General features: G+C 69.1%; 19 protein-coding genes and 1 pseudogene. 14 read left to right on the top strand and 6 right to left on the bottom strand.

Annotation, left to right across the window (positions count from 1 at the left end):
• The first annotated feature begins 84 nt into the window (after positions 1-84).
• Complete coding sequence (locus ASC59_RS11310) at positions 85-585, top strand: Hcp family type VI secretion system effector (protein WP_055822291.1); 501 nt, start codon at positions 85-87, stop codon at positions 583-585.
• Between the two features lie 39 nt (positions 586-624).
• Positions 625-1,017, top strand: coding sequence for an MmcQ/YjbR family DNA-binding protein (locus ASC59_RS11305; RefSeq protein WP_055822288.1), 393 nt, complete (start codon positions 625-627; stop codon positions 1,015-1,017).
• Positions 1,018-1,164: 147 nt separating this feature from the next.
• Here the strand turns inward: ASC59_RS11305 and ASC59_RS11300 are convergent, their stop codons facing one another.
• Positions 1,165-2,937 carry a S8 family serine peptidase gene (locus ASC59_RS11300; protein ID WP_055822286.1) on the bottom strand — a complete coding sequence of 591 codons (1,773 nt, stop codon included), beginning with the start codon at positions 2,935-2,937 and terminating at the stop codon, positions 1,165-1,167.
• A gap of 310 nt (positions 2,938-3,247) precedes the next feature.
• Here ASC59_RS11300 and ASC59_RS11295 point away from each other — a divergent pair, with 310 nt between their 5' ends.
• Entirely contained in the window at positions 3,248-3,814 is a 567-nt protein-coding gene (locus ASC59_RS11295; protein ID WP_055822283.1) for a dihydrofolate reductase family protein, read from the top strand.
• On the opposite strand, the gene ASC59_RS11290 is transcribed toward ASC59_RS11295, so the two are convergent.
• Positions 3,786-5,966, bottom strand: coding sequence for a beta-galactosidase (locus ASC59_RS11290; protein ID WP_082513543.1), 2,181 nt, complete (start codon positions 5,964-5,966; stop codon positions 3,786-3,788). The two genes, ASC59_RS11295 and ASC59_RS11290, sit on opposite strands and share 29 nt — an antisense overlap.
• Before the next feature lie 196 nt (positions 5,967-6,162).
• Here ASC59_RS11290 and ASC59_RS11285 point away from each other — a divergent pair, with 196 nt between their 5' ends.
• From ASC59_RS11285 to ASC59_RS17645, 9 genes are all read left to right on the top strand, one after another.
• Positions 6,163-7,479 (top strand): ABC transporter substrate-binding protein, encoded by a 1,317-nt coding sequence (locus ASC59_RS11285; protein ID WP_055822281.1) that lies wholly within the window; start codon positions 6,163-6,165, stop codon positions 7,477-7,479.
• A gap of 107 nt (positions 7,480-7,586) precedes the next feature.
• Positions 7,587-8,540, top strand: coding sequence for a carbohydrate ABC transporter permease (locus tag ASC59_RS11280; protein WP_055822278.1), 954 nt, complete (start codon positions 7,587-7,589; stop codon positions 8,538-8,540).
• Between the two features lie 144 nt (positions 8,541-8,684).
• Positions 8,685-9,506 carry a carbohydrate ABC transporter permease gene (locus ASC59_RS11275; RefSeq protein ID WP_082513639.1) on the top strand — a complete coding sequence of 274 codons (822 nt, stop codon included), beginning with the start codon at positions 8,685-8,687 and terminating at the stop codon, positions 9,504-9,506.
• Between the two features lie 27 nt (positions 9,507-9,533).
• Complete coding sequence (locus tag ASC59_RS11270) at positions 9,534-10,550, top strand: LacI family DNA-binding transcriptional regulator (RefSeq protein ID WP_055822274.1); 1,017 nt, start codon at positions 9,534-9,536, stop codon at positions 10,548-10,550.
• Between the two features lie 178 nt (positions 10,551-10,728).
• The gene (locus tag ASC59_RS11265) at positions 10,729-11,787 is read left to right on the top strand and encodes a hypothetical protein (protein ID WP_157487997.1); all 1,059 of its coding nucleotides are present in this window, start codon (positions 10,729-10,731) and stop codon (positions 11,785-11,787) included.
• 83 nt (positions 11,788-11,870) lie between these two features.
• A complete protein-coding gene (locus ASC59_RS17650) occupies positions 11,871-13,382 on the top strand; it encodes a hypothetical protein (RefSeq protein ID WP_055822269.1) in 1,512 nt (503 codons plus the stop codon).
• Positions 13,383-13,554: 172 nt separating this feature from the next.
• On the top strand, positions 13,555-15,480 hold the full coding sequence (gene ggt, locus ASC59_RS11255) for a gamma-glutamyltransferase (RefSeq protein WP_055822266.1): 1,926 nt from the start codon (positions 13,555-13,557) through the stop codon (positions 15,478-15,480).
• Between the two features lie 217 nt (positions 15,481-15,697).
• Positions 15,698-17,197 carry a SulP family inorganic anion transporter gene (locus ASC59_RS11250; protein ID WP_055822263.1) on the top strand — a complete coding sequence of 500 codons (1,500 nt, stop codon included), beginning with the start codon at positions 15,698-15,700 and terminating at the stop codon, positions 17,195-17,197.
• 56 nt (positions 17,198-17,253) lie between these two features.
• A complete protein-coding gene (locus ASC59_RS17645; RefSeq protein ID WP_235492670.1) occupies positions 17,254-17,943 on the top strand; it encodes a helix-turn-helix domain-containing protein in 690 nt (229 codons plus the stop codon).
• Between the two features lie 239 nt (positions 17,944-18,182).
• Here the strand turns inward: ASC59_RS17645 and ASC59_RS11240 are convergent, their stop codons facing one another.
• Together ASC59_RS11240 and ASC59_RS11235 are read right to left on the bottom strand one after the other, a co-directional pair.
• Positions 18,183-18,806 (bottom strand): ClpP family protease, encoded by a 624-nt coding sequence (locus ASC59_RS11240; protein ID WP_055822260.1) that lies wholly within the window; start codon positions 18,804-18,806, stop codon positions 18,183-18,185.
• Positions 18,803-19,417, bottom strand: a complete 615-nt coding sequence (locus ASC59_RS11235; protein ID WP_055822257.1) for a ClpP family protease — start codon at positions 19,415-19,417, stop codon at positions 18,803-18,805. The genes ASC59_RS11240 and ASC59_RS11235 overlap by 4 nt, the downstream gene beginning before the upstream one ends.
• 201 nt (positions 19,418-19,618) lie before the next feature.
• On the opposite strand from ASC59_RS11235, the pseudogene ASC59_RS17810 reads away from it, so the two are divergent.
• Positions 19,619-20,884: pseudogene (locus tag ASC59_RS17810) on the top strand (collagen-binding domain-containing protein); the annotation flags it as partial.
• An 86-nt stretch (positions 20,885-20,970) separates the two neighbouring features.
• Positions 20,971-21,636, top strand: coding sequence for a hypothetical protein (locus ASC59_RS17805; protein WP_055822252.1), 666 nt, complete (start codon positions 20,971-20,973; stop codon positions 21,634-21,636).
• On the opposite strand, the gene ASC59_RS11220 is transcribed toward ASC59_RS17805, so the two are convergent.
• A complete protein-coding gene (locus ASC59_RS11220) occupies positions 21,637-22,521 on the bottom strand; it encodes a PfkB family carbohydrate kinase (RefSeq protein ID WP_055822248.1) in 885 nt (294 codons plus the stop codon).
• Between the two features lie 10 nt (positions 22,522-22,531).
• Complete coding sequence (locus tag ASC59_RS11215; RefSeq protein WP_055822245.1) at positions 22,532-23,545, bottom strand: SIS domain-containing protein; 1,014 nt, start codon at positions 23,543-23,545, stop codon at positions 22,532-22,534.
• Positions 23,546-23,592: the final 47 nt, after the last annotated feature.

Genomic DNA, 23,592 nt, shown 5'->3' with positions numbered 1-23,592 from the left:
TGCGCCGACCGGCGGTCAGGGGTGGGATAGGGGCGAGCGGGGCGCCACCCGACGCATCCGTCGTGCGAGACGAGGAGTGCCATCATGTCCGGTCCCATGTTCCTGAAGGTCGCCGGCATCGCGGGCGAGAGTGTCGATGCCCAGCATGCCGATGAGATCGAGGTGCTCTCGTGGACGTGGGGCGCCACGAATTCCGCCTCCGCCATCTCGGGTGGGCGAGGAGGAGGGGGCGGCGGTGCGGGAGTCGGCAAGGTGACTGCGCAGGACTTCCGTTTCACGCATCGCGTCGATGCGGCATCCGCCGGCCTGATGCTCGCCTGCGCGACCGGGAAGCACATTCCCGAGGCCGTCTTCACCGTGCGGCGGGCCGGAGAGAATCCGCTGGAGTACCTGGTCATCAGGTTCACGAGCGCGACGATCGCGGCAGTGCTCCTCGATGCGGTCGAGGGCGATGACGCCGTGGAGAGCGTGAGCCTGGGCTACGCCGCTGTGGCCTTCGAGTATCGTCGGCAGCTGCCCGACGGGTCGCAGGCACCGGCCTCGACGTTCCAGTGGGACGTGGCTGCCAACCGACCCGGCGGCTGACTGGTGACAGCGACCGGTGCCCAGGCGTAGCGTGGCGACATGGCCGACTGGGATGAGCTGCGACGGCTCGCTCTCGAGCTGCCCGACACGACCGAGGCAGTGAGCTGGGGCAGCGCCCACTGGCGTGTGCGCGACAAGGGCTTCGTGTGGGAGCGGCCGTTGCGCAAGAAGGAGCTCGTGCATCTCGGGCTCGACGAGCAGCCGGAGCCCGTGCTCGGCGCGCGGGTCGAAGACGAGGCGACGAAGCTGGCGCTTCTCGAGGAGGACCCCGACGTCTTCTTCACCACTCCGCACTTCGTGGACTTCCCGGCGATCCTGGTGTGGCTCGACCGCATTCCGCAGCGCCGGCTCGAGGAGCTCGTCGTGGAGGCGTGGTTCGCCGTGGCGCCGCAGAAGCTCGCGAAGGTGTGGCTGGCGGAGCACCCCGACTGAGCTTGCCCGGTCGCTGAGGGCCGAGCGTGGCGACCGCCCGAAGCGCTTCGGCCGCGGACTCCGTCCGGGTCTCAGCGAGCGGAGGGGGAGAACGAGAAACGGGGCCGACCCGAAGGTCGGCCCCGTCATTGCTGACTGATCAGCGCATCAGTGCCCGACGGCCCGCAGCGCGTTGACGATTCCGGATCCGTAGAACCCGTTCTTCGACGTCGTGCCCTCGCAGGTGTGGGTGTCGGTCACAACAGCGCCGCTGACCAGCGTCCGCGTGTACGTGAACGCCGCCGGAACCGGGCAGGCGGTCGCGACCGCACTCTGCTTCAGCCGTGCCTCCACCAGCTGGGCCGGCAGGTACTTTCCGCCCCGGAAGATGTCGGGCAGGCCGTACTTGCTCACGATGAGCGCGGCGACTCCGACGGCGTGCGGCGACGCCATCGATGTGCCCTGCAGGTACTGGTAGTACCCGCAGGTCGTGCCCGCGGCATCGCAGCTCTTCACAGCCCACGGAACGATCACGTTGCCCGCCTCGTCGATGGCACCCTCCGACGCGGCGAGGGCCGCGGGGTAGGCCGCGAGGATTCCGCCCGCGTAGTCTCGCGTGCCCGCCGGGGTGTCGTAGACGTCGCCACCGGGAGCAGCGACATCGACGTAGCCGTTGCCGTAGTCGGAGTAGTACGCCTTGCGCTTGGTCTGGCCCGTGCTGCTGACGGCGATCACGCCCTTGCCCTCCGACGGCATCGAGACGCAGCTGGCGGGGTCGAGCAGGTCGCGCGTGTAGGCGACTTCACCGGGAACGTCGGCGAAGTCCGGGCTGTCGGCATCCGTCAGCGCCTTGGTGTAGTCGGTTGCACCGTTGCCGGCGGCCGAGATCAGCGTCACCCCGCGCAGGCGCGCGAAGTCGAGGGCGCGCTGCATGGCGGTGATGATGGTCTGCTGCTCCTGCTGGTCGGCGGGGGAGTCCGCCGGGTTGTCGGTGCAGTTGAACAGCCACGGGTCGACGTAGTAGCTCATGTTGACGACGTCGACGCCGATCTTGCCCGCGTAGGTGAGGGCGTCGAGCGACGGCTGCAGGAAGAAGTATCCCGAGTCCTGACCGGCGCGCAGGTTCACCAGCGACACGTTCGGAGCGACGCCGGCGATGCCGATGCCGTTGATGGGCGACCCGATCGTCGAGGCGACGTGGGTTCCGTGGCCGTTCTCATCGACGTTGGACGGGTCGGTGCAGGACTGGTCCGGCTCCTCCTCGCACGGGCCGTCGATGTCGGCCCCGTTGGCGTCGACGGGGATGTCGACGGTGAAGTTGCGACTCCGCTTCGCATCGAAGTTGGGGGCGATGTCGGGGTGCGCGCCGTCCACGCCGGTGTCGAGGATGCCCACGAGCACCTTCTTGCTGCCCTTCTCGTACTTGTACGAGCCGTCTGTCGTGGCGCCGATCTGCTTCATGTCCCACTGCAGCGATGCGAGTGGTTCCGGAGCGATCGCCCCCTTCTTCGCTGCAGGGGCCTTGGCTGCCTTCGGCGCGGTGGCTGTGCCGCCCGCGGCGCGCACCTCGGCCTCCGCCTGGTCGATCTTCTTCGCGTCACCCGAGGCGGATCGACCAGCAGGCACGTCGGCGACGACGCGGTTCTGGGCGGTTCCCTCGATCGCACCCTGGGCTGCGGCATCCGTCGCGAAATCGGCGTCGGTCGTTCGCACCGTTGCGACACCGACGTCGGTGTTCTGGGAGACGATCGTGCCGCCTGCCGCCGTCACTGCGGCCGCGGCTTCGGCCTGGGAGGTGCCCTCGGCGAAGAGCACGACGAATTCCTGTTCGCCCGTCGCCGAGGCGGTCTCGGTCGTGACGGCACTCGCCGGAACGGCTGCCAATGCCGTGATGGCGAGTGCGATGGTCGATGTCACTGCGATGGTTCTCAATCTGCGCATGTCGATCCTGACGTCGTAGTAGGAGTGCGCGCCGGTGGACTCCGGCGTATGAGTCGCGATGATTCCACCGCTGCAGCGCAGGCTGCAAGGGTCTGGCGCCAAGAAGGTCGATGTCCCACAAACGGGTGACATGAAACCGCAGATCCTGCGAGAGCCGCGGCGCGATGGTGTAGTCGCCCGCAGCATCCGCGGTGCGTCCGTCGGCCTCGCCGCACCGGATCTCGTGCCGGATGTCGATCGCCTCGCCCGCCGTTCGACGTCATGATGAGACGGATGCTCCGCCTCATCATCCGAACTTCTGGAGAGACTCATGCGCACGCTCATCGTCACCGAATTCATGTCGCTCGACGGAGTCATCGACTCACCGGGCGGCGGCTCGCACCCGCGCGCCGGCTGGACCTTCACGGAGGTGCCGTTCGTCGCGGCCGCCTACGAGATCAAGGGCACCGAGCAGCTCGAGGCCGGTGCGATGCTCATGGGTCGGGTGAGCTATGAGGAGTTCGCCCCGGTGTGGCCGAGCATGGTCGAGGACTTCGCGCAGTACAACGCGATGCCGAAGTACGTCGTGTCGAGAACGCTGACCGAGGAACCGACGTGGAACAACACGACGATCGTGCGTTCGCTCGACGACGTTGCGGCACTGAAGGAGGGCGACGGCGCCCCGATCATCGTGCACGGAAGTGCGACCCTCGCGCAGGGGCTGGCGGCCGCCGGTCTGGTCGACCGCTATCACCTGCTCGTGTTCCCGGTGCTCCTCGGCTCAGGCAAGAGGCTGTTCGCCGACGACGATCGTGCGCCGTTCTCGAAGCTCGAGCTCGTGGACCAGGCGGCCTACGAGAACGGGATCATCAAGGCTGTGTACGACGTGGCGCGGTAGCCGGAGACCTGACGATCCGCACGGCCCCGCCAGCCACCTCGGCGTCGGCGGTCAGCGGTTCTCCCGTGGCGAGGTCCGTTCCCTCCACGCCGACGGATGCAGCGGCGTCGGCGTGATTGATCACGACGGTGAACCGCGTGCCGTCGTCGGCGACGCGAGTGACCCGCTCGACGCCGGGAGCCGGGCGTGACACGGCGACGCCCGCCGACGCGAGCACCTCGGAGACGAACTCCTCCAGGTCTGCCCCGTCGAGGCGGGTCGAGAGGTACCAGGCCGACCCGTCGCCCAGGTCATTGAGGGTGACGGCGGGCTGGTCGGCGGCCGGCCCGTCGAGGTAGTGCGTCACGGCTCGCGCCCCCTCGAGCACGATGGCGTCGCTCCACACCGAGCCGGACCAGGGCGCCGCAGCACCGGCATCGGGCGCGACATCGGCGGCTGCATCCGCGGCTCTCGATAGCGCGACCCGGTCGCCGGCCTTCAGCGGCAGGAACTCCTCGATCGACAGACCGAGCACCTCGCGCAGCTGGCCCGGGTACGAGCCGGCAGGCACGTCGTCGTTCGACGACACGATGCCCGAGAAGTACGACACGGCAAGAGTGCCGCCGCCGGCGACGTAGCCGCGCAGGTTGGCGGCCCCCTCGTCGTCGAGCAGGTAGAGCGACGGTGCGAAGACGACCGAGTAGGCAGAGAGGTCGGCCGACGGATGCACGAAGTCGACGGTCACACCCAGGGTCCAGAGTGCTGTGTAGAAGGCCTCGATCCGCTCGCGGTGGGCGAGGTCGACCGATGGGCGCCACTCCAGATCCTGAGCCCAGAACGACTCGGTGCTCCAGACGATGGCGACGGATGCCTCCACCCGCGAGCCGCGCAGCTCGGCCGCCGCGCCCAGCAGGTCTCCGAGCGCGACGACCTCGCGCCAGGTGCGCGATGCCGTGCCCGCGTGGGGGAGCATCGCCGAGTGGAACTTCTCCGCTCCGAAGCGGCTGGCGCGGAACTGGAAGAACAGGACGGCATCCGAGCCGCGAGCGACGTGCGCCAGCGAGTTGCGAGCCAGCTCGCCGCTGCGCTTGGCGATGTTGCGCGGCTGCCAGTTGACGGCGGAGGTCGAGTGCTCCATCAGGATCCAGGGCTTGCCGCCCGCGAGCGAGCGGGTGAAGTCGGCGTCCATGGCGAGCATCACGTGGTTGTCGTCGCGCTCGGCCGTCAGGTAGTGGTCGTTCGAGACGATGTCGACCTCGCGGGCCCAGGTCCAGTAGTCGACGGACGGGCAGCTCGTGGCCATGAAGTTCGTGGTGATGGGCTGCGGCGCGTGAGCGCGGATCGCGTCACGCTCTCCGATGAAGCAGGCGAGCAGGGCGTCCGAGGAGAATCGCGCGAAGTCCAGGCGCTGGGCCGGGTTGGTGATGGAGGCCGACAGGCGAGGAGCGTCGATCTCGTCCCAGTCGCCGTAGCGCTGACCCCAGAACGACGTTCCCCAGGCTGCGTTCAGCTGCTCGAGCGATCCGTATCGATCCTGCAGCCACCGCCGGAAGCCGAGCACCGAGTACTCGTCGTAGCTCTCGCCGATGGGCGCTCCGTACTCGTTGTGAACGTGCCACAGCACGACGGCGGGGTGCTGGCCGTAGCGCTGGGCGAGTGCCGTGGCGACGGCGACGGATGCCGCGCGGTACTCGGGCGACGACGGGCTGACGAGCCCGCGCGAACCGAAACCGAGGGTCACACCCTCTCTCGTCACCGGTCGCGACTCCGGGTACTTCTTCCAGAACCAGGCCGGCGGCACTGTCGTCGGGGTTCCCAGGTCGACGTCGATGCCCGCGCCGGCCAACAGATCGAGCACCTCGTCGAGGAAGCTGAAGTCGTATTCGCCCTCCCGGGGTTCGATGAGGGCCCAGGAGAAGATGCCGACGCTCACGAGGTTCACCCCAGCCTCGCGCATCAGCTCGATGTCTTCCAGCCAGGTCTCGCGAGGCCACTGCTCAGGGTTGTAGTCGCCGCCGAAGCGCAGTCGGTCGGTTCCGGGGATCCAGCCAGAGCGAGCTGATGCTGCTGGGGAGGAGCCGACGACGCGTGCTGCATCCGTCACCCCGTCGGACACGTCGAAGGCGTGCTCGGCAGGTGCCGCGAGCGGGCTGTCCGCGTGCTGGGTCGACATGGGGTGATCTCCTTTGACTGTGTGCGTTCCCAGTTCTAGCACACCAGTAAACATAAGCAAAGACGGGACGCAATCGTGTTGACAAGCCATTCAGTCTGTGCGTTACTGGGATCGCTCACAGGCACAGCGGCGTTCTTTCAGCGAGAGCGGTGGTGCCACAGACCTGCACGACACAGCTTTCGACAAGGAGGACGAAATGCGAGCTCGACTTCGCATCGGCGCCATGGCAGCAGCCGCCGCAGCAGCGCTCATCATGACGGGATGCACGGCGACAGCCGATTCCGGCAGCGGCGGCGGATCATCGGACGAGAAGGTGGAACTCACCTACTGGGCCTGGGCGCCCAACCTCGACAAGGTGGTCGACATCTGGAACAAGGCGAACCCCAACATCCAGGTCACCGTCGCCAAGCAGGACGGCGGCGACCCGGCCATCACCAAGCTCCTCACCGCCATCAAGGCCGGCAGCGGGGCTCCGGACCTGATCCAGGCCGAGTACCAGAAGATCCCCACGCTCGTCTCGGCCGACGCCATCGCCGACATCGCGGGCGAAGGCGCTGGCGACCTCGCCTCGACCTTCCCCGACGGCGTCTGGAACTCGGTCACCCTCGGCAGCGACGCCGTCTACGCCATCCCCCAGGACACCGGCCCCATGATGTTCTTCTACCGGGATGACATCTTCCAACAGCTCGGCGTCAGCGTTCCCACCACGTGGGACGAGTACGCGGATGCCGCCAGGAAGATCCACGCAGCCGACCCGAGCAAGTTCCTCGGCACCTTCTCGGCGAACGACGCCGGCTGGTTCACCGGCCTCTCGCAGCAGGCCGGAGCCTCCTGGTGGAGCATCGACGGAGACGCCTGGGGTGTCGACATCGACGCCGAGCCCACGCAGAAGGTTGCCGAGTACTGGGGCGGGCTCGTCGAGGAAGGCGTGATCGACAACAAGCCGATGTACACGCCGGAGTGGAACGCCGGACTCAACGACGGCTCGCAGGTCGGCTGGACCGGAGCCGTCTGGGGCCCGGGTGTGCTCTCGGGCAATGCCGCGGACACCGCCGGCAAGTGGAAGGCGGCGCCGCTGCCCAACTGGGATGCGTCGAGCCCCTCGAACGGCAACTGGGGCGGATCCTCGACCGCTGTCACCACGCAGTCCGAGCACGCAGCGGCCGCCGTGGAGTTCGCCACCTGGCTGAACACCGACCCCGACGCCGTCAAGGCGCTCGTGACCGAGACGGGCATCTACCCGGCTGCGACGGATGCCGCGGCAGCCGCCCTCACCGAGGCGCCGGCGTTCTTCAGCAACCAGCCCGACTTCTACGACGTGGCAGCCGAGGCCGCCCAGTCCGTCGGCGACTTCACCTACGGCCCGAACGTCAACGTGGCCTACAGCGCCTACAACGACGAGTTCGCCAAGGCTGCCGAGTCGAAGCAGGCGAGTGCCTTCCTCGACGCGGTGACATCGATGCAGAAGATCACGTTCGACGACATGAAGTCGAGCGGCTTCACCGTCAAGTAGCAGCACCGGGCGGGGGCCGAGTCCATGCGGCCCCCGCCACCCCTCCCACCGCTCGCTGAGGCCCGGCCGCAGGCCGCGCCAGAAGCGCACACTCTCAGGAGACCCCGATGACAGCGACAGCCGAGAGGCCGGTCAAGCTCAGCCCGGCGAAGCGCAAGGCGGCCCGCAAGCGCGCGATCGTCCCCTACATGATGCTGTTGCCCGGAATCGTCCTGTTCCTGGTGTTCATGGCGGCGCCGATCGTCTACACGCTCTACCTGAGCTTCCAGAAGACCGTCGTGAAGGGCCTCGGCCTCGGCTCAGGCGCTCGCTCGCAGGTCTTCGCCGGATTCGACAACTACATCGCGTCTCTCACCGACCCCGCCTTCGCGGCATCCGTCGGCCGCGTGCTGCTCTACGGGCTCATCCTCGTCCCGACCATGCTCGGCCTCGCTCTGCTCTTCGCGTTGCTGCTCGACTCCCGCCGCACGCGCGCTCGTGGCTTCTCGCGGGTCTCGATCTTCCTGCCGTACGCGGTACCGGCCGTCATCTCGTCACTGCTGTGGGGCTTCCTCTACCTGCCGGGCGTGAGCCCGTTCTACTGGATCTTCGACCAGCTCGGCTGGGATGTCCCGTCGATGCTCTCGCCAGACCTCGTGATCTTCGCCATCGCGAACATCGCCCTCTGGGGCGGCGTGGGATTCAACATGATCGTGATGTACACCTCGCTGAAGGCCGTGCCGAGCGAGATCTACGAGGCCGCCACCATCGACGGAGCATCCGAGGTGCAGATCGCCCTGCGCATCAAGATCCCGATCATCACGCCGGCGCTCGTGATGACGGCGCTGTTCTCCATGATCGCCACGCTGCAGGTCTTCGCCGAGCCCATGACGCTGCGGCCCCTCACCAACAGCCTCTCGAGCACGTGGTCCCCGCTCATGCTCGTCTATCGCGACGCCTTCACGCGCGACGACGTGTACACGGCATCCGCCACCTCGATCATCATCGCGCTGGCCACCTTCGCCATCTCGTTCTTCTTCCTCCGCGTCGTTCAGCGTCGCGCCTTCGGTCAGGAGGACTGATCCATGACTGCCACAACGAACATGCCCGCCGTGAACCCCGGCTCCTCGCCTTCCGACCTGCCTTCGACGACGGATGCTCCCCGCCTGCCGTCGCTGTCCCGGCGGTCGTCGGCGTCGCCCGCCGCCCCGCGCGCCCAGGCTCCGATGTCGATCGGCACGACGCTCGTGCTGCTCATCGGAGCCCTGTACTGCCTGACGCCCGTGCTCTGGGTGGTGATCGCATCGACGAAGGACGGCTCGGAACTGTTCAGCACGTTCACCTTCGCGCCGTCGACCCACCTGTGGGACAACATCGTGGAGCTCACGCAGTACCGAGGCGGTCTGTACTGGCGCTGGATGCTCAACACCGCCCTCTACGCCGGTGTCGGCGCCATCCTCTCGACCTATGTCTCGATGCTCTCGGGTTATGCGCTCGCCAAGTTCACGTTCCCGGGCAAGTCCGGCGTGTTCAAGGTGCTGCTCATGGGCGTGCTCGTGCCCGGCGTGATCCTCGCCATCCCGCAGTACTTCCTGCTGGCACAGGTGGGCATGACCAACACGTACTGGGCTGTGCTGCTTCCGCAGATCATCAGCCCATACGGCATCTACCTGGCACGCATCTACGCCGCGGCAGCCGTGCCGACCGAGATCATCGAGTCCGGACGCACCGAGGGTGCCGGCGAGCTGTACATCCTGCACCGCCTCGCGATGCCGATGATGCTGCCCGGCCTGGTGACGGTGTTCCTGTTCCAGTTCGTGGCCGTCTGGAACAACTTCATGCTGCCCTACATCATGCTCGGCGACGACAAGCTGTTCCCCATCACCGTCGGCCTCTCCGGCCTGCTCAACCAGGGGTCGACGGTTCCGGCGCTCTACACGCTGGTGATCACGGGCGCGCTGCTCTCGATCATCCCGCTCATCGCGCTGTTCCTGGTGCTGCAGCGCTACTGGCGCGTCGACCTCGCGGCCGGTGCGGTGAAGGCGTGATCGCTCGCCCACCCCTAGGCTGACACCGTGGCAGAGAGCACTGCGCGCAAGCGCCCGACCATCGAGGACGTCGCCCGCGAATCCGGTGTCTCACGCGGAACGGTGTCGCGCGTGCTCAACGGCGGACACTGGGTGAGCCCGGATGCCGCAGCCGCCGTCGAGAAGGCGATCAAGAAGACGGGCTTCAGAGCCAACCCGCACGCCCGCAACCTGGCCACGGCGCGCGCGAACTCCATCGCGTTCCTGCTCACCGAGTCGCACGAGCGGCTCTTCGAGGATCCCAACTTCTCCGCCCTCATGCGTGGAGCGGCGCAGGCGCTCGCCGAGCGCGATCTCCCCCTCGTGCTGCTGATGGCCGGGTCGGACGACGAGCAGCGCCGTGCCACGGAGTTCATCACGGCGGGCCACGTCGACGGGGCACTGCTGGTCTCGTCGCACCGGGGACGCGAGAGCTTCCTCGGCGAGCTCGTCGCCGCCGAGATCCCCGTGATCGCCTGCGGCATCCCGCTCGGCTACGAACGGCGAATCGGCTACGTGTCCGCCGACGACCTCGAGGGGGCACGGGACATGGTGGTCCACCTCCGCGGTCTCGGGCGCCGTCGGGTCGCTCACATCGCCGGGCCTCTCGACACCTCCGGCGGAACCGGTCGGCTCGAGGGCTACCGCCTCGAGATGGGCGACGACTTCGACGACTCCCTCGTCGAGGAGGGCGACTACTCCCGCACGAGCGGCGAGCGCGCGATGCGGGCGCTCCTGGAGCGGCATCCGGATGTCGACGCCGTCTTCGCCGCCAACGACCTCATGGCGGCGGGTGCGCTCGATGTGCTGCACGCCGCGGGGCGCTCGGTGCCATCAGACGTCGCCGTCGCCGGCTTCGATGACGCCCCGATAGCCACGCGCACCTCGCCGGAGCTCACCACCATGCGCCAGCCCTTCGATCGCATCGCGCGCGAGATGGTGCGGATGCTGCTCGAGGTCATCGACGGGCAGCCCGCCGCGCGGCTCACGATGCCCACCGAACTCGTGGTGCGCGGGTCGGCGTAGGGCACCGCCCGACGTCTCCCCCGCTGATCGAGTAGTGCCCGACGTCCCCCGTTGATCGAGTAGTGCCCGACGAAGTCGGACACGTATCGAGATCACATCGATGGCACCCGCGGAGAAGTTGGGGGTAGACGTATCGAGGGCCGCACTTGTACCGTGAATGCAAGGTATCCATCGGGGGGTGGTCAGCATCGACGCACAAGTTCGATCCGGCCTGTACCCCGTTCGGCGGTTGATCCTCGGCGGGCTGATCGCGTCGACCGCCCTCGGAATCGCCGGATTCTTCTTCGGCTCCTCATCGGCATCCGCCGACGAGGCATCGCAGCCGCCTCGCTCGCCGTCTGCGGTGTCCTCCCTCGTGTCGACTCTCGGCTCGACCGTCGGAGGGGCGGTCACCGGTGCCGTCGACGTGGTCGATGCCACCGTGGATGCCGTCGTTCCGACGGTGGACGCCGTCGTCCCCGAGCCCCTCGCACCCGTCGTCGACGCGGTGACCGATCCCGTCTCCGATGTGGTCCAGGCCGTGGCCGACGCCGATCCGGTGTCGAGCGTCGTGACGCCGGTGACCGGCGTCGTCGACGATGTCGTCGGCAGCGTTCCCATCGCCTCCGACCTGCTCGGTGACGCACCGACCGGCGACCTGCTGAACCCTGTCGTGGACGCCGTGGACGACACTCTCGACGTTCCCGCGCAGGCTGTCGACGATCTCGGCGGCACGCCGGAAGCTCCCGGTCTCCCGCCCGTGCTGGTGCCGGAGACCCCGCCCGTCGGTGGCCCGGGCGCCGGGGGAAGCGATCCGACAGGCGCCGACGGCGCCGACGGATCCGGCGACTCCTCGCACGCACCCGTGGTCCTCGGGCCGCGCAGTCCGAGTGCCGCGGATGCGGCCACCCTCGCGGCGCTCTCTGCCATCGAAGCAGGCCTCGACGCTTCTCCCGCCGCCTCGGCGAGTTCTGCCGTGCTGTCGGCCGCGGCATCCGTCGCCGCAGCGACCTTGACTCCGGAGCCCACGACTCCCTACGCGCCACGCCACGGCTCGCCGGATCCCGCGCTGCCCGCAGCTCCGAGCGCTGCCGGCGGGTCCTCGAGCGCACCGGGCGGCGGTGGCCACGGTGGAATCGCTGCCGAGGCATCCGCTCGCGCCCTCATCCCCGATCCGACCACCGCACTCTTCGACCGTCCGAGCGATGACCGCATCCCGGCGTCGCCCGTGGCCGCGCACGACACCACCCCTGGCTGAGTGGGATCCGTCTGCCCGTGAGGCAGAACGCGATCCGAAGCCTCCCGCATGGGAGCACCAACACTCGACCAAGGAGTTTCATCATGAACAAGTACGTCTCCAGAGGGCTCTGGCTCGCCCTCTTCGTGGGCGGTCTATCGGTGGGCGGGGCCTGTGCAGCGAATGCTGCTGAGACCGACGGCACCGACGCCATCGCCTCGGGCACCCAGAGCGGGTTGTCCCTCTCCGTTCCCGTCACTCTCGTCGGCGACGCCATCAGCGTGCTCGGCGACGCCGTGACGGAAGCCGCCCAGCCCGCTGAGGCCGAGTCCCCGGCCGCGGCTCCCGCTCCCGAGGCTGTGCCGCCGTCGCTGTCGACGTCGGGCTCGGATGGGGTGGCGTCGGGAACGCAGGCGCCCATCTCCATCGAGGTGCCCGTGTCCATCACCGACACCGCCATCAGCGTGCTCGGCGACGCCAAGAGCACGCAGGAGGCCGCGGCGGCCCCCGCTGCCGCTGAGGCTCCGGCACCTTCGCCCTCTGGTGGGGACCTCTCCACCTCGGGCTCGGACGGTGTGGCATCCGGAACGCAGGCGCCCATCGCGGTGAGCGTGCCGATCACGATCGGTGGCAACGCCATCAGCGTGGTGGGCGACGCTGAGAGCACCCACGAGACGGCCGCTGCTGCCCCGGCACCTTCGGCGTCTGGTGGGGACCTCTCCACCTCGGGCTCGGACGGTGTGGCATCCGGGACCCAGGCGCCCATCGCGGTGAACCTGCCGATCACGATCGGGGGCAACGCCGTCAGCGTGCTCGGCGACTCGAGCGCCGCGGGAACCGATGCGGCGGCTCCTGCCGGGTCGTCGGCGCCCGCTGCCCCTGCTCCGGGCGCGGGCATGAGCACCGACGGAAGCGACAGCATCCTGGGCGGCACCCAGCTGCCGATCGACGTGTCGGTTCCTGTGACCGTCAGCGACACCGCGGTCGCCGTGGTCGGTGACGCCAGCAGTGCCGGCGCTTCCGGTTCGGCGGGGTCGACGGATGCCGCTCCCGGTGGCTCTGCCGGTCCGATCGTCACCTCGGGGGATGGTGGTGTGCTCTCGGGCACGCAGTTGCCGATCGGAGTGTCGATTCCCGTGGTCATCAGCGGTGACGCCGTGAGCGTCATCGGTGACGCCGAGACGGGCGGATCCGAGGGGACCGGACCGGTGACGCCGACGGACCCCACCGATCCGACGGACCCGGTCACTCCGACCGACCCGACCAACCCGACGGACCCGACGGACCCGACGGACCCGACGGACCCGGTCACTCCGACCGACCCGACGGACCCGACCGACCCGACCGACCCCGTCACTCCGACCGACCCGGTCGCTCCGACCGATCCGACCGACCAGGTGACGCCGGTGGACCCGCGAGCCCCACAGGATCCGACCGACTCGTCCACGACCGCTGGAATGTCGGCCGTCACACCGGTCGCCATGGTGGCGGCCGATGCGGGCACCCTCGCGTCGACGGGAACCGACGTCGGTTCGGCCCCGCTGTTCGCGCTGATGCTGCTCGCCGCTGGTGCGCTGCTCATCGTGGCGCGTCGGGTGGTGATGACGCGGCGGTGACGCCGGCGCACAGACCGTCGTCGATCTGACGGCAGAAGGACGCCGGGATGGGGTGGAGTTCGGGTCTCCGCCTCATCCCGGCCTGCCCGGCGCTCGGCATGGCCCTTGTCCGAACCCGACTCCGGGTCTACCGTGTGGAAGACCGTACGTAACCATTTCGGGGGACACGCTCATGGTCATCATCACCGCACACGGATCGTCGAAGCGTCGGGGGCCGGTGCTTCGACGGCTGGCGCTGGCCACCGCCGGCGCTCTCGCCTTCGGGGCTTTCGCCACTGTCGCTCCGGCGACGGCGCAGCCGCAGAACGCCACGGCTGCAGCCGCATCCGTCATCGCACAGGGCTCCGGAAACGGAGGAGGCCATGGGGGTTGGCCAGGCGCGCAGCGCCCCACACCCACCTCCACGGGGTACGGCGGCGCCGTGTCGTCCGTCGACGCGTCGGCGAGCCGAGTGGGCATCGAGGTGCTGAAGCGCGGAGGCAATGCGGCCGATGCGGCTGTCGCAACGGCGGCGGCACTCGGAGTGACCGAACCGTACAGCGCCGGCATCGGCGGTGGCGGGTACTTCGTGTACTTCGACGCCAAGTCGGGCGAGGTGAGCACCATCGACGGCCGCGAGACGGCACCGGCCGGCATCACGCCTGATGCGTTCATCGACCCGGCAACGGGCGCGCCCTATCCGTTCACGCCGCAGCTCGTCTCCTCGGGCGTCTCCGTGGGGGTGCCGGGGACCCTCGCCACGTGGGACGCCGCGCTCGACGAGTTCGGCACGAAGCGGCTCTCGAGCATGCTCGCGCCGGCCATCCTGCTGGCCGCGAAGGGATTCCCGGTCGATGAGACCTTCCGCAGCCAGACCCTCGACAACAAGGCGCGCTTCTCCGCGTTCCCCGACACCGCGAAGCTGTTCCTTCCGGGCGGCGACGCTCCCCGGGTGGGCACGACCTTCCGCAACCCGGCGCTGGCCAAGACCCTCGCCCTCATCGCCCTGCGCGGACCGAACGCGCTGTACGAGGGCAGGCTCGCCGCCGAGATCGCCGATGTGGTGCAGCATCCGCGGATCGATCCGTCGTCCACTCTCCCGGCCCCGGCCGGCACGATGACCACGGCGGACCTCGCCGGCTACGAGGTCGTGAAGCAGGACGCGACGCGGGTCGAGTACAGGGGCCTCGACGTCTACGGCATGGCGCCGTCATCGTCGGGTGGGATCGCCGTGGGTGAGGCGCTCAACATCCTCGAGAACCACGATCTCTCGTCGACGGATGCCGCAGCAGCACTGCACCTCTACCTCGAGGCATCGGCGCGCGCCTTCGCCGACCGCGGCGCGTACCTCGGCGATCCGGCCTACGTCGACGTGCCGACCGAGACGCTGCTCAGCCAGGACTTCGCGGACGCCCGGGACTGCACGATCGATCCCGCCGCCGCCTCCACCCGCCCCGTGCCGGCCGGAGCGCTCGACGCCACCGGGTGCGCGTCCCTCGCCCTCGAGGAACCGGCCGACACCGAGAACGTCTCGACCACGCACCTCTCCGTCGTCGACAGGTGGGGCAACGCGGTGGCCTACACGCTCACGATCGAGCAGACCGGCGGCTCGGCCATGGTGGTGCCGGGTCGGGGCTTCCTGCTGAACAACGAGCTGACCGACTTCAGCACCGTCTACTCGGAGACGGACCCGAACCGCATCGAGCCGGGCAAGCGTCCGCGGTCGTCGATGTCGCCGACCATCGTGCTCGAGGACGGCGCCGTGAAGTTCGTCGTCGGATCGCCGGGCGGCGCGACCATCATCACGACGGTGCTGCAGATCCTGATGAACCGCATCGACCTCGGCATGACGCTGCCCGAGGCTATCGCGGCACCGCGGGCATCGCAGCGGAACGGCCCGACGACGTCGGCCGAGCCCGAGTTCATCACCGCCTACGCGGATGCCCTCGCGCCCTACGGCCAGGTGCTCGTGCCGTCCGGCGACCAGTTCACCTCGGCCGCCCAGATCGGTGCGGCCGCGGCGATCGAGGTGGGGCACAAGGGACTCCTCACGGCGGCGGCGGAACCCGTGCGTCGAGGAGGCGGAACCGGTCTGGTGGTGCGTCCGGCACGGCACTGACGCGCCTGCCTCCCTGGCCGACCGTCGTCGGGGCCTCAGCGAGCGGCTGTTCGTGCACAGCGAGGGTAATGTTGTGCGTTCGCGGCTGAGCATTCGGCGGCCGCATCCGTTCCTCCACACCGTCGTCGTCGTCGGGAGTGGACTCCGCGCGATGGTGCGCGCCACCGCCACCTCGTTCCCGCGCTCTCCGTGAGCCGCCCTGTCGGAGTCCGAACCCATGCCTGCTGTCGCGTCGCCACCCTTCACCCGCACGCCCGTGACGGTGCTGAGCGCCCTGCGCTCGCCACGCCGCCTGTCGCGCGAGGTGCTCGCCGGAATGGTCACCACCCTCGCGCTCGTGCCCGAGGTCATCTCGTTCTCCCTCGTCGCCGGGGTCGACCCGATGGTGAGCCTGGTCGCCTCGATCGTGCTGGCGCTGACGATGTCGATTCTCGGCGGCCGCCCCGGGGTCATCACGGCAGCCGCCGGTTCCGTGGCTCTCGTCATCGCCCCGCTGGTGCACGAGCGCGGGGTGGAATACGTGCTTCCGACCGTGATCCTCGCCGGCCTCATCCAGATCGCCTTCGGGCTCGCCGGCCTCGCCCGGCTCATGCGATTCATCCCGCGCTCGGTGATGATCGGCTTCGTCAATGCCCTGGGCATCCTCATCTTCGTGGCGCAGGTTCCGCACGTGATCGGCGTTCCGTGGCTCGCCTACGTGCTGTTCGCGGTGACGCTCGCGATCATCTTCATCGTGCCGCGGTTCACCACGGCCGTGCCGTCTCCGCTGATCGCGATCGTCGTCGTCACCGCCGTCGTCATCATCGCGAACATCACGGTTCCGAACGTCGCAGACGAGGGGCCTCTCACCGGGCGACTTCCGGGCATCACGCCGTTCCTCGTGCCGCTCGACCTCGCGACGCTGCAGATCATCCTGCCGACGGCGCTGAGCGTGGCCTTCGTCGGCCTGATGGAGACCCTGCTCACGGCCAAGCTCGTCGATGAGATGACCGATACGCCATCCCACAAGGGCCGCGAGTCGTGGGCGCTCGGCGTCTCGAACATCCTCGCCGGCTTCTACGGCGGCATCGCCGGCTGCGCGATGATCGGCCAGACCGTGCTCAACGTCAAGACCGGTGGCGCCCGCACCCGCATCTCCACCGTCGTCGCCGGAGTCTTCCTGCTCTTCCTGGTCACCGCGCTCAGCCCCATCATGGGCCAGATCCCCATGGTCGCCCTCGCCGCGGTCATGATGGTCGTCGCCGTCACCACTGTCGACTGGCACAGCCTCAAGCCATCGACTCTCAGAAGGATGCCGATCCCCGAGACCCTCGTCATGGTCGTCACCGTCGTCGTCGTGGTCGCGACCAGCAACCTCGCGCTCGGCGTGATCGTCGGGGTGATCCTGGCGATGGTGCTGTTCGCCCGCCGGGTCGCGCACGTCATCACCGTCGAGCGCACCCTCGGCGCCGATGGGGAGAGCGTGCACTACGTCGTGCTCGGTCCGCTCTTCTTCGGCAGCAGCAATGATCTCGTCGACAGGTTCAGCTACTCCGACGATCCGGCATCCGTCACCATCGATCTCAGCCAGGCGCAGATCTGGGACGCCTCCAGCGTCGCCGCCCTCGACTCCATCGAGAACAAGTACCGCGACCGCCACGCACGCGTCACCATCGAGGGGCTGGACGAACGCAGCACGGGGTTCCGCAGCCGCCTCACCGGACGTTTCGGAGTCTGATTCTGCTCTGAGCGGATAGGGGTGACGTGGCGGGCCGCGCGAACTAGCCTCGCGCTATGGGTACCGTCATCCCGATCCGCCGACTGGACACGTTCTCGATGCCGATGCAGGGCCAGCCGCCCCGGCAGACGCCGGGACGGGCCCCGAGCCCGCTCGCGAGCCCGCAGCGCGAGCCTCTCTGGCGCGATCTGGTCGGTGCGTTCCTGCGCGAACGACGCACCGAGCAGCATCGCATCCTCGCGGATGTCGCCTCGTCGGCCGGCGTGAGCACGCAGTACCTCTCCGAGATCGAGCGCGGACGCAAGGAGCCGTCGAGCGAGATCCTCGGTGCCGTCGCCGAGGCGCTCGGCCTCACGCTGCATGACATCGCCGCGGGCGTCGGCGCCATGATCGAACGCCGGGATGGCGAGCGGATGCGGCGACTCGCGGCGCTGCGCCGCTCACGGTCGTTCTCGGCTGAGCCATCGGCGACCAGGCCTGTGCGCGGCGAGACCGACGTTCCGCCGACCGAACCCGGCGAACCCGGCGCCCCCGGCGTTCCGGAGGCACCAGAGCCGCCGTTCGTGCCGGCCACGCCAGACGCTCCGAACGATCCCGGTGCCCCGGATGCCCCCACCGAGCCCGACTTCCCGCTGACACCGGCCGAGCCCGGCATTCCGAACGCCCCCGAGCCCGGCATTCCCAGCCCGCCCGAGCAGCCGATCGCGCCTTTCGGAAGCGCACCCGTCTACGTGATGGCGGCCTGAGGCGTCCTTCCCATCTGGCCTCCCTCCGCCGGTCGAGTAGCGAGCGACGAGGGAGCACGCGTATCGAGACCACGTCGTGCGTGGCCTCCCTCCGCCGGTCGAGTAGCGAGCGACGAAGGAGCACGCGTATCGAGACCACGTCGTGCGCGGATGGTGGGGGATCTCGATACGTGTCCTCGCTGCGCTCGGTCACTACTCGATCAGCGAATAGGGGGCAGTGGCCGATCGACGGCGAGGACTCAGCGGAGCGCCAGCGGCGCAGCGCCCGGGAGTGCCCGCTGCGTCGCCACCACGGCATCCGCCAGCCCGTACTCGACGGCAGCCGCCGCGTGCAGGATCAGGTCGCGATCGGTGTCGCGTCGGAGGGACGCCAGGTCGCGGCCGGTGTCGGCCGCCAGAACCTCCTCGAGCTCGGCACGCACCCGCAGCACCTCGTCGGCGTGGATGATCAGGTCGGGAATCGACCCCTGCCCCTGCGTCGACGGCTGATGCAGGATGACGCGCCCGTGCCGCAGGATCGCCCGGTTGCCCGGCGCTCCGCCGGCGAGCAGCACGGCCGCCGGACCAGCAGCCTGCCCGACGCAGGTCGTCGCCACGAGGGGACGGATGTGCTGCATCGTGTCGTAGACGGCGAGCATCGCAGACGGAGAGCCGCCCGGGGAGTTGATGTAGAGGCTCACCGGCGCATCCGTGCTCTCCGACTCGAGGTGCAGCAGCTGAGCGATGAGCACGTTCGCGACGCCGTCGTCGATCTCGGTGCCGAGGTAGACGATGCGTTCCGACAGCAGGCGACTGTAGACGTCCAGCGAGCGTTCCACATTGCCGCGTCGCTCAACGACCGAGGGGATCGTGTAGCTGCTCATGCTCGCGGTCCGATCGGCAGCGACCCGAAGGTGCGCGGGTAGATGTCGGGCATGCTCGAGACCACCCTGTCGAGGAAGCCGTAGTCCCGTGCCTGTTCGGCCGTGTACCAGCGGTCCCGCAGCGAGTCGACGGCGATCGTCGCGACGCTCTGTCCGGTGGCCTCGGCCATGATGCCGAGCACGAGGTCGCGGGTGTAGCGCAGGTCGTCCGCCTGCAGCTCCACGTCGACGGCGGTTCCTCCGATGCCCGCCGAGCCCTGGTGCATCAGGATGCGGGCGTGCGGCAGGGCGTACCTCTTGCCCCGAGTGCCCGACGTGAGCAGGAATTGTCCGGCGCTCGCCGCCATGCCGATGGCGAGGGTCGACACGTCGTTCGGGATCGCATTCATCACGTCGCGGATGGCCAGCATCGCCGACACCGAGCCGCCGGGGGAGTTGATCCAGAAGCCGATGTCTCCGTGGGCATCCTCGGCGCTCAGCATGAGCAATTGGCTGCACAGCCTGTTGCCGAGGTTCTGGTCGAGCTCGCTGCCGAGCATGATGACGCGATTCTGGAAGAGCCGCGTGACGAGTTCGTGGTCGATGGGTTGGATGGCTGTCTCTGTGCTCATGCCGTCCACTCTCCGGCGAGCGGATGCGGCGGCTCCACTGTTTCCGCGCAGGGCGGTTCTGCCCTCAGCCGTTCTGCCCAGGGTGGATCGCGCTCTCATCCGCTCCAGCGCACGGAAGACCTCGCCGAGCCGCCTCCGAGACCTGTTCGGGCGAGCTGAGCGCCTCTTGTCCTTCCCCCAAGCCGATGCGAGCATGAGGACATGACTCACCGTCCGCGTCGTTCCATCGCTCTGGTCCTCGCGGGTGCTCTCACCGCCGGTGCCGCCATTGTCGGGGGACTCGTCGGAGCGGTGGCGCCTGCCGCCGCCGATGTGGGTCCCGTCAATCCGGTGCGGGTTCCGATGGGAACGCATCCGGCGAACAGCGGGTTCCTCGTCTTCATCGAGGGCGATGTCTTCCTGAACGCGGACGAGTCGGAGGGAACCCTCGCCCTCGGCGGCGACCTGTCCTATGGGGTCACCTACAACGTCGAGGCGGGCGGCGGCACGTCCACGCCCACGTTCATCGCACCGGGTGACACCGTTCCGACATCGCTGTTCGTCGGCGGCGGCATGGACTTCACCCAGTCGGGCGGCAACATCCTCCGCGTGCTCAACGGTGGATACGCCAAGGTCGCCGACACGTCGACCTATCTCGCCCACGACGTCGACCAGAACAACACTGCGATCGACTGGCGCATCACGCAGCCCGCTGCGGCCGCCGAGGCGACACCCCGCGTCGAGGGCACCTCCCGCCAGACGCCGGCGTCGATCGGGACCCCGGTGCCATCGACCCTCATCGACATCCCGGCGGCCTTCGACATCTATCGCGGGTTGTCCACCGATCTCGGCACGTGCCCGAACACCGTCGTGTTGACCGACGACCAGGGCGCACCACTCGCGTCGCCATTCGCGACGGGCGCCCGCGGGCACGTCAGCCTGATCACGGGTCAGACGAACGTGCTCACCATCTCCGCCGCTGACCTGGCCGCGCTCGGCGAGCTGGCATTCGACGATCAGCCGACGTTGACGACACCACTGCTCGTCAACGTCACGGGCGATGCCTTCACCGGAACCATGCCGAACTCGCCGGGCGTCTCGGCGTCGCAGGCCCCCTACATCCTGTACAACTTCCCGACAGCGACGACCATCACCGTGACAGGGGGCGATTCGCTGGAGGGCACGATCTACGCGCCGCGCGCCGATGTGCGCTGGCGGGTGACTCAGAACATCGAGGGAAACGTCATCGGTGCCAGCTTCACTCACGGCACGGGCGGACCACTGGGCACGACACCGCGCGAGGTGCACGATTTCCCGTTCGCCGCGGAACTCAGCTGCTCGACCCCGACGCCGCAGGCCGAACTCACCCTGGTGAAGGTGGYCGAGGGTGGTGATGCCGAGCCGGGCGACTGGGAGTTGTCGGCGGCGGGTCCGACTCCGATCACGGGTGCGAGTGGGACGGATGCTGTGACCGGTGCCGTGGTCGATNCGAGGGTGGTGATGCCGAGCCGGGCGACTGGGAGTTGTCGGCGGCGGGTCCGACTCCGATCACGGGTGCGAGTGGGACGGATGCTGTGACCGGTGCCGTGGTCGATGCCGGCGATTACACGTTGAGCGAGTCGGGYGGTCCGGCTGACTACACGGCCGGTGACTGGGTCTGCGAGGGCGCCGACGTCGTCGATGGCGTCGTGTCGGTCGAGGCTGGYGATGCTGTGACGTGCACGATCGTGAACACATTCGAACTCGCCGATCCGAAGCTGACACTGGTGAAGGTCGTGTCGGGCGGGTCGGCCTCGCCCACCGACTGGGTGCTCTCGGCCGCGGGTCCGACCCCGATCACCGGCGCGACCGGATCGACCGCCGTCACGGCGGCCGAGGTGCTGCCCGGCGACTACGTGCTGAGCGAATCGGATGGCCCCGACGGCTACACCGCGGGCGATTGGACCTGCGTCGGGGGCACTGTGGCGGATGACACGGTGACGGTGGACTGGGGAGACGACGTCGTCTGTTCCATCACCAACACCGCGGTGTCCACAGGCGGTGGCGGCGACGGCGGTGGTGGAACCGGTGGCGGCGGCACGGGCGGAGGCGGAACGGACACGTCCGGGGGTGGGGCACCGACCACGCTCCCGTCGACCGGCGTCGACCCCGGTGGACCGGTCGCGATCGCCCTGCTCCTGGCCCTCGCGGGTGTCGCGCTCCTCGGGGCCGGCCGCGCTGGTCGCGACCGACGCGCCTGATCACGGCTGGAGCGGCTCGCTCTCACTGAGCTCAGCGGCTCGGTCGCCGGCGAGAGCGCCCGACCAGCCGCCTCGGTGCGAGCAGGTGATGGCCGCCAATTCGGCACCGGCGGCTAACGCGGCGGTCACGTCCCGACCGGCCACCCTGCTCGCGATGAAGCCCGCGATGAAGGCATCGCCGGCCCCGGTCGTGTCGACGACAGCAGCCGGCAGAGCCTTCTGCTCCCAGAGACGTTCACCATCGCTGGCCAACGCGCCCTGTGCGCCGCGCGTGACGACGACGAGGCGTGCACCGCCCGCGAGCGCATCATGGCACCACGCCTCGGCGTCGCCTTGCTCGCCGACCGAGCCGAAGGCGACGTCGAGATCGGTGAAGCCATCGGCGACGGCGCAGTCCTGGCTGATGATCGGGCTGTTCCCGTCCCGGGCTGCGATGGTGCGCAGACGCCGGCGCAGCTCCGACGCCCGCGGCAGCATCCCCAGATGCACCCATCGAGACGCGGCCATCGTCGCCACTGCGGCTGCGCTCGGCTCGTACTCGGCGGTCACGCCGAAGTCCTCACTCTCGAAGATGCGCTCGCCGGCATCCGTCACCCGGATCGTGGTGACCGCCGTGGCACCAGGCAGGGTGATGAGACCCGCGGGATCGACGCCGGCCCGGTGCAGCCCGCGGGCGATCGTGCGAGCGTGGGCGTCTTCGCCGATCGCTCCGAAGTAGCCGACGTCGACACCGGATGCGGCCAGCTGGGCAGCGACGTTGAGTGCGTTGCCGCCCACGTAGCTGATCGTCTCGGCACCGACGTAGCGGTCGATCGTGTTGTCGCCGACGGCCGCGACGACGGGCACGCGGGCGGCCGGAGGCGACGGAGTCACGCGCACGCGCATCCGGGCCGGCTCAGTACTGGAGCTGCCGGTAGTAGCGGCGCGTGGTGAGCGGGTGATCGCGCAGCACCTCGAGGTGCGCGCTCACCCGCTCCAACGCCGTCGCCAGGAGTGCCGGCGCCAGGAGCGCACGCAGCTCGGCCGAGAACCCGGGGAGCTCGAAGTCGGCCGTGTCGATGACCTCGATGGTCGGCGTGATGCGGGGAACGAACGCCTCGACCCGCTCGACCAGGGCACGGCCGGCGTCCTCTCCCTTGAGCGCGATGACGCTCACCCCGGGTTCGACCAGCTCGAGTGTTCCGTGGAAGAAGTCGGAAGCGTGAACCGGCCGGGTGCGGATCCACTGCATCTCCTCGAGAATGCACATGCCGTAGTAGAAGGCCTCCGGCCAGCTGGCGCCTGCACCTGTGACGATGTGGAAGTCCGACGCCGCGATGATCTCGGCCAACTCCGCAGCTCGAGACTCGAAGGATCGCTTCACCCCCAGCAGTGCCGCCGGCAGATCGACCAGCGGCGCCACCAGTTGCGCATGGTCCTCGATCTCGCCGCGCACGCGCATGACCGACAGGGCGATGAGGAGGGACTGCACGGTGAAGGTCTCGCTCGAGGTGTCGTCGGCCGCGAACGCCGTGAGGTTGAGGTCGGCGGCGCGTGCGATCGGGGTGTCGGCTGAACCGGTGAGGCTCAGCACGAATGCGCCACGGGCTCGGGCGTACTCGAGCGCCGTGATCGACTCGGCCGTGGTGCCGGACAGGGAGGGAATCACGACGATCGACCCCTCACCGAGATGCACCGAACCGGTCTCGACGAGTTCCGCGGGCATCTCGAGGAAGGTCGGGAACCCCGACCGGGTCTGGAGGAGGCGCACCGCGGGCTGCATGAGAATGCCGGCGCCGCCGGATCCGACGAAGAAGATGTTGGGCGCGCCCGCGGCGATGCGCTCCTCGATGACGCGGTCGATCGGCTCTGCGAGAGCGACGGCCCCCGACTGGATGGAGAGGAAGCGGTCCTCATCGAAGTTCAGCACGGGCGTGTCCTTTCATGGGAGGGGAGGGGAGGGGCTGGATGGGTGGG

The organism is Leifsonia sp. Root1293 (genome assembly GCF_001425325.1).
In the GTDB taxonomy this organism is placed as follows: Bacteria; Actinomycetota; Actinomycetes; order Actinomycetales; family Microbacteriaceae; genus Orlajensenia.
Note: the sequence above shows the minus strand (reverse complement) of the source record. Positions and strands in the feature narration are given on the sequence as shown.